Consider the following 11,927-nt stretch of genomic DNA (forward strand, 5'->3'; position numbering starts at 1 on the left):
AAAATATAAATTTATCTATGAATAGGAGAATGATAAAATGGCTTCAATTACACAAGAAAAATTAGATTATATTGTTAAATTACTAACTGAAATCAACTATGGATCTGTACTAATTACTCTGCACGACGGACAAATTACTCAAGTGGACAGCACGGAAAAAAACCGCTTTTTAGCTAAAAGCAAAGTAGCAAGCCACAAATAAGCCTATTTAAATACGTATTTAGAGAAACTGAAGGGCCAGCCTAGATAGCGAACGCTTGACGGCGGGGCAAGCAAGTACTGTACTAAATATAGAAAACGTGCGTATTTGAAGAAGAATTGACTTTCTTTCCGGTCAAAGATTTAGAATTTTTCGAATTAAAATTGAGTTATAGGTTGTATGAGTATGACGATGAGAAGTGTAAAGCTGCTAAAGCAGCAGCTTTATACTTTTTAAAATTATGAAGATCTGACAGTTTCATTCCTGTGCTGATCGGATTACCGAAGGCTTCTGACCTGTGTTAGGAGTCTTTTTTTATTCTTAAATTAATATAATAGGAGGAGAAAAAATGGAAAATTTATTACGAGCAGCGGTGCGGCAAAGAAAACAATACCTCATTGAAGAGTTACTGAAAAAAGGGATTTACAAAAAAGAAAACCATCATCTTTTTGAACTCACACTCTCTGACTTAGAAAAAGAGTATCAGGCACGCAGTAAGTAAGGAAAACACGTAAAAAGAACTAAAATAAGTGTAAAAAAGATTAAAAACCTAGTTGACTAATAGGTAAAGTGTGTTTATTATAAAAACAAGAATAAATTGTCTTTTCAGAAAGTATCTTCTTTTTATTCTTACGAATAAATTTAATAAGAATAATTTAAGAGCATATACGCTGATCAGACTAACTGAAGGCTGCTTCTCTTTTTTAAGAGATAGCGGCCTTTTTGTATTTTTTTATAAAAAGGGGAGTAAAACATGAAGAAAAAAGCAGTTCAGTTTTTAATGGTGCTGACAGCACTGCTCGTGGTGCTAGCAGGTTGCGGCAATGGGAAATCTACTGAAACAGCAGGGAAAGATAGTTCTGCGAGTAAAAACGATTCAAAAAAACCAGTAGAACTTTTAAACGTTTCATATGATCCTACACGTGAGCTTTATCAGGAGTTCAATAAGAGCTTTGCGTCTTATTGGAAAGATAAAACAGGGCAAGACGTTACTATCCAGCAATCACACGGTGGCTCTGGTAAGCAAGGTCGAGCAGTTATTGACGGTTTAGAAGCTGATGTAGTAACGCTGGCGCTTGCTTACGATATTGATGAAATCGCTCAAACTCGCCAATTATTAAACAAAGACTGGGAAAAAGAATTGGCTCATAATTCTACACCATACACATCAACGATTGTTTTTTTAGTTCGTAAAGGAAATCCAAAGGGAATTAAAGATTGGGATGATTTAACGAAAAAAGGTACATCTGTTATTACGCCGAATCCAAAAACTTCTGGAGGCGCACGCTGGAATTATTTAGCGGCTTGGGCATACGCGAAGAATAAATATAACGGAGATAACAAAAAGATTGAAGACTTCATGAGTAAGCTTTATGGAAATGTCGAAGTGTTAGACTCAGGCGCACGCGGAGCTACAACTACCTTTGTAGAACGAGGCATTGGAGACGTGTTAATTGCATGGGAAAACGAAGCTTACTTATCGTTAAATGAGCTAGGAAAAGATAAATTTGAAATTGTAACACCGTCATTAAGTATTTTAGCAGAGCCGCCTGTTGCTGTAGTAGATAAAGTAGCTGAAAAGAAAGGCACGACAAAGGTAGCAAAAGCATACTTAAAATACTTATATACAGAAAAAGGTCAGGAAATCGCAGCGGAAAACTACTATCGCCCTCGAAATGAAAAAGTATTAGAGAAACACAAAGATCAATTTCCTTCTCTTAACCTAGTCACCATTAAAGATTTTGGTGGATGGAAAAAAGCTCAAGAAACGCATTTTAACGATGGAGGAACATTCGATCAGATTTATCAGCCAAAGTAATATGATTCATTAAAAAAGTAGAACGAGGAAGATACGAATGGTGATTCGTATCTTCTGTGTACATGTATCTTGAAAGCAGAAAGAGGTGTAAGACGTGAGGGTGTTACAACGACAGAAGAAAAAGAAAAGCATCTTACCTGGATTTGGGCTTTCTTTAGGTTTTACGATGTTTTATGCAAGCATCCTTGTTCTTTTTCCGTTAGCTATGATTTTTTTTAATACGGCATCTATGGGGTGGAGCGACTTTATTAAAACTGTTACAGACCCTAGAGTAGTAGCATCGTATAAATTAAGCTTTGGAGCAGCATTTGCAGCCGGTTTCATTAATGTTATTTTTGGAACCATTATTGCGTGGGTATTAGTGAGGTATCATTTTCCTGGAAAGAGGTTTATTGACGGACTTGTGGATTTGCCGTTTGCCTTACCAACGGCTGTTGCCGGCATTGCCTTGACCACTCTTTACGTTCCGAAAGGATGGATTGGTCAATTATTTACGTTTAAAATCGCATTTACGCCTATCGGAATTATTATCGCTCTTACGTTTATCGGTCTGCCGTTTGTCGTCCGAATGGTGCAGCCGGTATTGCAAAACTTTAATGCAGAGATCGAAGAAGCATCTGCTAGTTTAGGAGCTAGCCGAATGCAAACGTTTAGAAAAGTTATTTTTCCAGAGCTGGTGCCTGCTATTTTAACAGGTTTTTCTCTTTCATTCGCAAGAGCGCTTGGAGAATATGGATCGGTTGTTTTTATTGCTGGAAATATGCCGATGAAAACTGAAATTACGCCGCTTATTATTATGACAAAACTCGAGCAGTACGACTATGCGGGCGCTACTGCTATTGCATCAGTCATGCTCGTTGTATCATTTTTTCTGTTATTACTTATTAATATTATTCAATGGTGGACAAATCGTAAATTTGTACATAGTTAAGGAGGGATGACATTGGCAGGACATGTTCCAATGCAGCATGCAAAAACGACTGTTAAACTTAATCATTCTAGTTTAAAAGAGCCCAAAGTCGTCCGATGGCTGCTTACATTTATTGCGCTGGCTTTTTTAGCTCTATTCTTAGTGCTTCCGCTCATCACCATTTTTATGACAGCTTTTCAAAAAGGGTTGGAAACGTATCTAGCTGCGATTACGAATCCGGATGCTTTGGCTGCTATTAAACTAACGTTAATCGTTGTGCTTATTACCGTTCCTTTAAATGCCGTTTTTGGCGTGGTAGCTGCATGGTTAATTACAAAGTTTGATTTTAAAGGAAAGAATATTTTAATTACGCTTATTGATTTACCGTTTGCCGTTTCGCCTGTTATTGCTGGATTGGTTTTTATTTTATTATTTGGTGCACAAGGGTTATTCGGAGAATGGTTGTTTAATCAAGATATTAAAATTGTCTTTGCTATTCCCGGTATTATATTAGCTACCCTTTTTGTAACGCTTCCGTTTGTTGCCAAAGAATTGATTCCACTCATGCAAGCTCAAGGGTCAGCCGAAGAAGAAGCGTCGTTAACGTTAGGAGCCAGCGGTTTCAAAACTTTTTTTCTAGTGACGTTACCTAATATTAAATGGGGCTTATTATATGGCATTATTTTATGTAATGCGCGTGCGATTGGGGAGTTTGGAGCTGTTTCCGTTGTGTCTGGGCACATTCGAGGAATGACAAATACGATGCCTCTTCATATTGAAATTCTCTACAATGAATATCAATTTGCAGCAGCGTTTGCGGTAGCATCTTTAATGTCAGTTTTAGCTATTTTTACATTAATTGTAAAAAATATTATTGAGTGGAAAGCCAAACATATTTAAATAGGAAGGAGCTTATGAGATGAGTATCCATATTAAGCACGTATCAAAGAACTTTGGTGATTTTAAAGCGCTGGATTCTATTAACATTGATATTCAAACGGGTGAATTAGTAGCTTTACTCGGTCCGTCCGGTTCTGGAAAAACATCTTTGCTTCGCATCATTGCCGGTCTTGAACATCTTGATCAAGGAGCTATTTTATTTGATGAAAAGGAAATTACGCACGTAAATCCAAAAGAGCGGAATGTAGGGTTTGTTTTTCAACACTATGCTTTGTTCAGGCATATGACTGTGTTTGATAACATTGCGTATGGTTTAAAAGTACGACCTAAAAAAACAAGGCCTTCTAAAACAGACATTACCAAGAAAGTAACCGAGCTGCTGCAGCTTGTTAAACTAGAGCCGCTTGCAAATCGCTATCCCTCTCAATTATCGGGCGGACAGCGCCAGCGAGTAGCGCTTGCTCGAGCGTTAGCAGTAGAACCGAAAGTACTGCTACTAGATGAACCTTTTGGCGCTCTGGATGCAAAAGTTCGCAAGGATTTGCGCAGATGGCTGCGTAAATTGCATAATGATTTTCATATTACGAGTATTTTCGTTACACATGATCAAGAAGAAGCCTTAGATGTAGCTGATCGTATTGTTGTTATGAACAACGGGAAAATTGAGCAGATTGGAAGTCCTGAGGAAGTATATGATCATCCTAATGGTCCATTTGTGTACGATTTTTTGGGGAATGTCAATTTATTAAAGGGCCGCATTCATAAAGGCAGACTAAAACAAGGAAGCTTTGAAATAGATGTTCCAGAATTTAGCGGAAGAAATGAAGAAGCAGCTGTTGGATATGTACGACCTCATGATATTCACCTTGAAAAGGTAAAAACAAGTGCAGATGCTGTTTCTGCAACCGTTAGCCATATTCATGTGATAGGTCCTATTGTGCAAATTGAATTAAAAAGAGAAGATGCAGAAGAATTTTTAGAAGCTGAATTCAGCAAAGAGCACTATAAAACACTCAGCCTTCAAGTGGGAGAGCAGGTGTATGTAAAGCCCAAGCAGCTAAAAGTATTTATTCCAGAAGATTATTCTATTTAATAAAAAGCGTAAAGGGTATGCCTTTGCGCTTTTTATCTGCTAATAAATTAGTACCAGATATTAAAAGTAGATGTTATAATTAAGTATCAACTGATTTGAGGTGGAGAAATGATACAATCAAAAGCTAGAATCACAGGAATGGGGACGTATACACCAAAGCAAAAATTAACGAACGACCATTTGAAAGAAATGGTTGATACAAGTGACGAATGGATTGTGCAGCGTACGGGAATGAAAGAACGACGAATTGCTGGTGAAGGCGAATACACGTCTACGCTTGCCATTCGAGCAGTTGAAAGTTTGCTTAACCGATATACTGTAGAAATAGAAGATGTAGATGCAATTATTGTTTCGACAACAACGCCGGATCACTTTTTTCCTAGCGTAGCATGTCAGGTTCAAGAATACTTTCATATTGAGCAAGCTGCAGCATTTGACTTAAGTGCCGCATGCGCCGGGTTTACATATGGCCTTCATGTGGCCAATGGCTTAGTGACATCAGGATTGCATAAAAAGATTTTAGTTATCGGTGCCGAAGTGATGTCCAAAATCACAGATTATACGGACCGGGCAACATGCGTGCTTTTTGGTGACGGAGCGGGAGCCATGCTTGTAGAGTACGATGAGCATAATCCGAGTTTCTTAGGCTCTCATTACGGAACGGATGGAAGCGGAGGCGTAAATTTATACCGTTCTAATTTATCTAACACTCTTTCCGGAAAAGAAATTAATTTCAGTGGGAATTTAGTTCAAAACGGGCGTGAAGTATATCGCTTTGCTGTCCGAACGATTCCAAAAGGAATAGAAGAATTATTAAAGAATACTTCCATTTCTCTTTCTGATGTAAATTGGTTTATTCCGCACAGTGCAAACCTTCGAATGATTGAAGCTATTTGTGCTAAAACAGGTGTTTCAATGGATAAAACGTTAACGAGTGTGCAATACTGCGGAAATACATCTTCAGCTTCTATTCCGCTTGCTTTAAACGAAGGAATAATGACAGGAAAAGTACAGGATAATGACCTCCTTATTCTCTATGGGTTTGGAGGAGGATTAACGCACTGCGGTTTGTTAATTAAATGGACGTGTAAAGAAAAAAGCTAAAAGGCATCGCCTTTTAGCTTTTTAGATTTTCATTACAGAGCTTTTTATTGTCGTTACAAGAAAGTTTTTTCTTTTTATAACAGCAGGTTTACTGTATTTTCAGCGCAAACATATATAATAGAAAAAAACCGCTTTTTTACAGCGGGTTTTCAACTGGCCTTTGGAATGGTAAAACCTACTCCAAAGACGTCGCGCACATCGTGTACGACCACAAAAGCTTGTTCGTCGACTTTATGAATAATGCGCTTTAACTCTAGCAGTTCTTGTTTGTTCACAACTACGTACAATACGTCTTTTGCTTCTTTTGTATAGCTTCCATGAGCAGAAAAGACAGTGACTCCGCGCTGCATCTTTTTATTGACTTGTTCGGCTACTTCAGCTGAACGGTGAGAAATAATAGTGATTGCTTTGCGAGGGTTGAGTCCTTCAATGATATAATCAAGCACCTTCGTTCCGATGTAAAGAGAAATAACCGTATACATCGTCTTTTCTCCACCGATGACAAAATAAGCGCTTGCTACAACTAATAAATCAATTGCTAGCATCGTTTTGCTAATATTCCAGTCTAGATATTGATTAGCTAAGCGGGCAATAACTGCAGAGCCTCCGGAAGTTCCGCCACCTCTAAACACAAGTCCGAGTCCTACACCAGCTAAAATACCAGCAAAAATAGCCCCCAGTAGCGTATCGTCAAGAGGATTTCCCAGTCCTTCAGTTATATGTAGGAATAGAGACGTGAAAATAATACATATAATTGTGTAAACAATCACACGTTTATGAAGCAATTTGTATCCGATCAGTACCAGCAAACCGTTTAATATAAAGTTTGTGATACCGGGAGACCAGCCTAATACATAATAGGTAATCATTGTTACACCGGTTACACCGCCTTCTGCTAATTCATTTGGAATAGCAAAGTAATTAATGGCCAGTGCGAAAATGAGGCTTCCTAGAATAATGAGGATAATTTCTTTTATTTTATTAATCATGAACGTTACCTCCAATCATCAAAAACTCCGAAAACACAGTCATGACAATGTATTATACCAACTCTAGAGACCGAATTAAAGATGGGATATTATTATTTTTTAAAAAATCAGTTTCTGCTATCAACATAAAATCTTTTGACAGTTTTTATGGAGTATGAAAAAATGAATTGTTTGCTTTTATTTTGATTAAAAAGTTTTGCAATGAGAATGTTCGTTCGGTAAAATAGAAGCAAGAGTCAAGGGGGAGAATGAACGTGTATCAAGATGAATTAAAACAGTATGCGAAGTTAGTAATGCCCGAGCATTTAGAGAAAATGAAGAAAATGTACAGTCCCGAAGCGCATAAGCAGTCTTTAGGATTGAAAAAAGAAAAGATTGAGCATATTGAAAATGTCATTATGAACAGTTACTCGGAGCATCATCCAGTAACGCTTCACGTCTATGAAGCAGGACATATTCAAAGATATGAACGAGTGACGATTGATAAAGTCTCACTGCAGTCGAATACGCTGATGGTGACAGGCCCTTGTTATACATATTCGATTCGAGCGGATGCAGTAATTGAAGCAAATGTATGGAAAGATGAAAGCTACTCTAGCTAAGAGTAGCTTTTTTGTTCGTTTTGTATCTTTTTTTTAACGCTTGCATACAATACATAAAAGTATATTCTGCGAGTAGTAACTTTTAGCTACTAGGAAATTTTGATTAAAGAAGGGATATTGTATGCAAAATGAAAAAACTCAAGTAAGAGAAATTGAATTAACGCAGTTCATTAAAAAAAGGCTCGTTCGTTTTATCTCAAGTTTAGCTATTTCTTCTGCCCTTGCTTCCATATTATATATGCTTCTGTTTTTATTTAAATGATGGGTCACTTCGAGTTGTCCAAAAAGGTGGACAACTTTTTTGATGTATAGGCTCTCATTAAAACAGGACAAGCTAAACGTAATTCAGTCAGAAAAAATTCAATCGGTCAAGAAATAGTCAAAAACAGTCATAGCTAATTGAGTGAAAGAAAACCTTTACATATAATGAGAAAAGTAGACAAATTCTTGAATTACCAGCTTATTTCCTTTTATATGAACTATTATTAAACCAAATGCAAATCTAATTGTTCGTTCAAAAAACTTTATTTTGTAATTAAAAAAATGAATGTTTTTGATTTTTTATGATTGATTTTGAATGTAAACCGTGATAAAGTAAGTACATGAAATAAATGAAAACGCTTTTTTGAAAAAGGAGCTAGAACATGTTAACGCCGGAGAGACATCAACTAATCTTAAAACTTTTAAAAGAGAAAGAACTTGTAAAAGTGCAAGAGTTTATCGAAGTTACAGGCGCTTCGGAATCCACCATTAGAAGAGACTTAAGTCAACTAGAAGAAGAGCAAATGCTCAAACGTGTTCACGGTGGCGCTTCGCTTATTCGCAGTAAACGAATCGAACTGAGCGTTATCGAAAAATCTGCTAAAAATGTTCAAGATAAACGAAACATTGCAGAGTATGCGGCTTCCATTATAAATGAAGGTGACTGTATTTTTTTAGATGCAGGAACTACAACGTATGAAATGATTCCTTTTTTAAAGCAAAAAGATGTAGTTGTCGTGACAAATGGTTTAATGCATTTAAACCCGATGCTAGAACAAGGTATCACCCTCTATTTAATTGGGGGATCTGTTAAACATAAAACGGGCGCTTTAATTGGCAATGGAGCTCTTTTAAGTCTTGAGCAATATCGTTTTGATAAGTGCTTTATGGGAGCGAATGGGATTCATCATCAATATGGATATACAACTCCTGATCCAGAAGAAGCGTTGATCAAGCAAACGGCAATGAAGCTGTCTAGAGAATCTTATATTTTATCAGATTCCACTAAGTTTTTTGAAACAAGTTTTGCGAAAATAGCCGATTTACATGAAGCAAAAATTATAACAAATGACGTACCTAGCGATGTACTTATACAGTATGCAAACAAAACAGACATAAAGGTTGTGAAATCATGATTTATACATGTACGTTGAACCCATCCGTTGATTACGTAGTACATGTTTCAGCATTCGAAGAAGGCGGGCTTAACCGCACAACGAATGAAGCCAAGTTTCCAGGAGGAAAAGGCATTAACGTCTCTCGCGTTTTAAAGCGATTAGGTGTTGATAATAAAGCTCTCGGTTTTGTAGCGGGCTTTACAGGAACCTATATCGAAGACTACTTAAAAGCGGAGAATATTGAAACTGCTTTTACAAGAGTTGATGGAGATACCCGTATTAACGTAAAGTTAAAAACAGAAAAAGAAACAGAAATTAACGGTCAAGGACCTGCTATTACAGACGAAGCGCTTCAGTCTTTATTGACTCAAGTAAAGCAAATGACTGAAGGCGATATCTTCGTATTAGCGGGGAGTATACCGAAAACGCTTCCAAGTTCTGTGTATGAAACGTTAACTGAACTAGCAGCAGCGAACGGAGTAAAAGTTGTAGTAGATGCAAGTGGAAAAACCTTGCTAGACGTCGTGTCTCACAAGCCGTTTTTTATCAAACCGAATCATCATGAACTTGCAGAATTGTTTGATGTAGAAGTAAACAGTGCAGAAGATGCGCTAGTATATGGTAAGAAGCTCGTGGAACAAGGAGCGCAAAACGTCGTTGTATCCATGGCAGGCGATGGAGCACTTCTTATTAACGAAAGCGGTGTCTACAGTGCCACAGTCCCTAAAGGAACAGTGAAAAATTCTGTTGGAGCTGGAGATTCACTTGTAGCTGGATTTATTGCTTCTTATGTAAAACAAGGAGATTTATTAGAAGCCTTTCAAACAGGAGTTGCTTCAGGAAGTGCCACAGCATTCTCACTTGAATTATGTACAGCAGAAGATGTAAAGACGCTTCGTGAACAAGTGTCAATCACAAAGGTAGAGTAGGGGGAACCGAGAATGAGAATTACAGAACTATTAAAAAAAGATACAATCATTCTTGATTTAAAGAGCACATCAAAAGCTGATGTTATTGATGAATTAGTTGGGAAATTAGACGAAGCTGGTCGCTTAAGCGACCGAGCTGGCTATAAAGAAGCAATTTTAAATCGTGAATCTCAAAGTACAACGGGAATTGGGGAAGGCATTGCTATTCCACATGCAAAAACAAGCTCGGTAAAAACACCGGCCATTGCATTTGGACGCTCAACAGAAGGTATTGATTATGAATCATTAGACGGACAGCCTGCACACTTATTCTTCATGATTGCAGCGAGTGAAGGAGCGAATAATGCTCACCTAGAAACATTATCTCGTTTGTCTACGTTATTAATGGACGAATCGTTCCGAAAAACGTTGCTAACAGCATCATCAATTGATGAAGTCATTAAAGCAATTGATGATAAAGAAACTGAAAATGAAGCGCCGGAAGAAGAAGTAGATACAGCTTCAGATCAATTAGTGCTTGCTGTAACGGCTTGTCCAACAGGAATTGCCCACACATATATGGCAGCGGACAGCCTAAAAGCAAAAGCGAAAGACATGAATGTGACGCTCAAAGTTGAAACAAACGGTTCCAGCGGTGTTAAAAACGCGTTGACGAAGGAAGAAATTGAAAACGCTACCGCTATTATTGTCGCAGCGGACAAGCAAGTAGAAATGGAACGTTTTGCAGGTAAAAAAGTTATTCAAGTTCCAGTAGCTGAAGGAATTCGCAAGCCTGAAGAATTAATTAACCGCGCGTTAAAAGGAGACGCTCCTGTATACAGCGGCGGCGGTGGCAGCAAAGAAGGCGGAAAAAGTAAAGGATCAGAGCGTGCAGGGTTTTACAAACACCTAATGAGCGGTGTATCCGCAATGCTTCCGTTTGTTGTAGGTGGCGGGATCTTAATTGCTATTTCATTTATGTTTGGTATTCACTCAGCAGAACCAAAAGATCCGACGTACAATGCATTTGCAGCGGCGCTAAAAACAATTGGCGGAGATAATGCATTCTTCTTACTAGTACCGGTACTAGCAGGGTTCATTGCAATGAGTATTGCTGATCGTCCTGGTTTAGCTCCCGGTATGGTTGCAGGTCTTCTAGCAGCTTCTGGCGGAGGCGGTTTCTTAGGTGGTTTAATCGCTGGTTTCTTAGCGGGTTATGTAGTAGTGGGGTTAAAGAAATTATTCAGCGGTTTACCGCAAGCGCTTGATGGAATTAAGCCAGTTCTTCTTTATCCGCTATTTGGGATTTTTATCTCAGGATTGATTATGCTTTATGTTGTAAATGAGCCAGTTAGTGCAATTAACAAAGGATTAACGCACTGGCTAAGTGGATTTGGTACAGGTAACTTAGTATTATTAGGTATTATCTTAGGCGGTATGATGGCTATTGACATGGGTGGCCCTATTAATAAAGCAGCCTTTACATTTGGTATTGCAATGATTGATGCTGGAAACTATGCACCACACGCAGCGATTATGGCAGGCGGTATGGTTCCACCATTAGGTATGGCTATTGCGACAACTTTGTTCAAAAACAAATTTACTCGCCAAGAGCGCGAAACAGGTAAAACGTGTTATGTAATGGGTCTTTCATTTATCACAGAAGGTGCGATTCCATTCGCAGCAGCTGACCCAGGCCGTGTTATTCCCGCATCGGTTATCGGTGCTGCAGTAGCAGGTGCTTTAACAATGATGTTCCACATCGGTTTACCAGCACCACACGGCGGCGTATTCGTTATCGGAATTGTACAAGGAAATCCTCTTTTATATGCACTAGCAATTTTAATTGGTGCAATTGTAACAGCGGTCCTTGTAGGTGTATTAAAAAAGCCAAAAGCAGAATAACAAATAAAGACTGATTTTACACTGTGTAAAATCAGTCTTTTTGTGTTTTTGTGGTAGACATTTGTTCTTTATGAGAGTACAATTACGTTAGTGTTCCTTTAATTTTTAGAAAAGTTAGA

At 38.1% G+C, this 11,927-nt stretch carries 13 protein-coding genes; 12 read left to right on the plus strand and 1 reads right to left on the minus strand.

The features are described from left to right. Window positions 1-37: 37 nt before the first annotated feature. The 7 genes from LIS78_RS11210 (at window position 38) to LIS78_RS11240 (ending at window position 6,025) form a co-directional block, all read left to right on the plus strand. Entirely contained in the window at window positions 38-202 is a 165-nt protein-coding gene (locus tag LIS78_RS11210; RefSeq protein ID WP_013056824.1) for a YezD family protein, read from the plus strand. A 346-nt stretch (window positions 203-548) separates the two neighbouring features. After that, entirely contained in the window at window positions 549-701 is a 153-nt protein-coding gene (locus LIS78_RS11215) for a Fur-regulated basic protein FbpA (protein ID WP_013056825.1), read from the plus strand. Window positions 702-953: 252 nt separating this feature from the next. Then, on the plus strand, window positions 954-2,018 hold the full coding sequence (locus tag LIS78_RS11220; RefSeq protein ID WP_214987118.1) for a sulfate ABC transporter substrate-binding protein: 1,065 nt from the start codon (window positions 954-956) through the stop codon (window positions 2,016-2,018). 94 nt (window positions 2,019-2,112) lie between these two features. Continuing rightward, window positions 2,113-2,949 carry a sulfate ABC transporter permease subunit CysT gene (cysT, locus tag LIS78_RS11225; protein WP_209151582.1) on the plus strand — a complete coding sequence of 279 codons (837 nt, stop codon included), beginning with the start codon at window positions 2,113-2,115 and terminating at the stop codon, window positions 2,947-2,949. 12 nt (window positions 2,950-2,961) lie between these two features. After that, window positions 2,962-3,828, plus strand: a complete 867-nt coding sequence (gene cysW, locus LIS78_RS11230) for a sulfate ABC transporter permease subunit CysW (protein WP_195780212.1) — start codon at window positions 2,962-2,964, stop codon at window positions 3,826-3,828. 19 nt (window positions 3,829-3,847) lie between these two features. Next, window positions 3,848-4,921, plus strand: a complete 1,074-nt coding sequence (locus tag LIS78_RS11235; protein ID WP_195780211.1) for a sulfate/molybdate ABC transporter ATP-binding protein — start codon at window positions 3,848-3,850, stop codon at window positions 4,919-4,921. A gap of 108 nt (window positions 4,922-5,029) precedes the next feature. After that, complete coding sequence (locus tag LIS78_RS11240; protein ID WP_252285172.1) at window positions 5,030-6,025, plus strand: ketoacyl-ACP synthase III; 996 nt, start codon at window positions 5,030-5,032, stop codon at window positions 6,023-6,025. A gap of 149 nt (window positions 6,026-6,174) precedes the next feature. Here the strand turns inward: LIS78_RS11240 and LIS78_RS11245 are convergent, their stop codons facing one another. Beyond that, window positions 6,175-7,014: a YitT family protein gene (locus tag LIS78_RS11245; protein ID WP_063248093.1), complete on the minus strand. Its 840-nt coding sequence runs from the start codon at window positions 7,012-7,014 to the stop codon at window positions 6,175-6,177. A gap of 248 nt (window positions 7,015-7,262) precedes the next feature. Here LIS78_RS11245 and LIS78_RS11250 point away from each other — a divergent pair, with 248 nt between their 5' ends. The 5 genes from LIS78_RS11250 to LIS78_RS11270 all read left to right on the plus strand — a co-directional run bounded on the left by LIS78_RS11250 (window position 7,263) and on the right by LIS78_RS11270 (window position 11,808). Further along, the gene (locus LIS78_RS11250) at window positions 7,263-7,616 is read left to right on the plus strand and encodes a YolD-like family protein (RefSeq protein WP_195780209.1); all 354 of its coding nucleotides are present in this window, start codon (window positions 7,263-7,265) and stop codon (window positions 7,614-7,616) included. A 121-nt stretch (window positions 7,617-7,737) separates the two neighbouring features. Further along, window positions 7,738-7,878: a hypothetical protein gene (locus LIS78_RS11255; protein ID WP_013056833.1), complete on the plus strand. Its 141-nt coding sequence runs from the start codon at window positions 7,738-7,740 to the stop codon at window positions 7,876-7,878. 382 nt (window positions 7,879-8,260) lie between these two features. Next, entirely contained in the window at window positions 8,261-9,013 is a 753-nt protein-coding gene (locus LIS78_RS11260) for a DeoR/GlpR family DNA-binding transcription regulator (protein WP_013056834.1), read from the plus strand. Then, on the plus strand, window positions 9,010-9,924 hold the full coding sequence (gene pfkB / locus LIS78_RS11265; protein ID WP_014460320.1) for a 1-phosphofructokinase: 915 nt from the start codon (window positions 9,010-9,012) through the stop codon (window positions 9,922-9,924). Before LIS78_RS11260 ends, pfkB begins: the two co-directional genes overlap by 4 nt. A gap of 12 nt (window positions 9,925-9,936) precedes the next feature. After that, entirely contained in the window at window positions 9,937-11,808 is a 1,872-nt protein-coding gene (locus LIS78_RS11270; RefSeq protein ID WP_195780208.1) for a PTS fructose transporter subunit IIABC, read from the plus strand. The last annotated feature ends 119 nt before the right edge of the window (window positions 11,809-11,927 follow it).

The sequence above is a fragment of the Priestia megaterium genome, from assembly GCF_023824195.1.
GTDB classification, from domain to species: domain Bacteria; phylum Bacillota; class Bacilli; order Bacillales; family Bacillaceae_H; genus Priestia; species Priestia megaterium_D.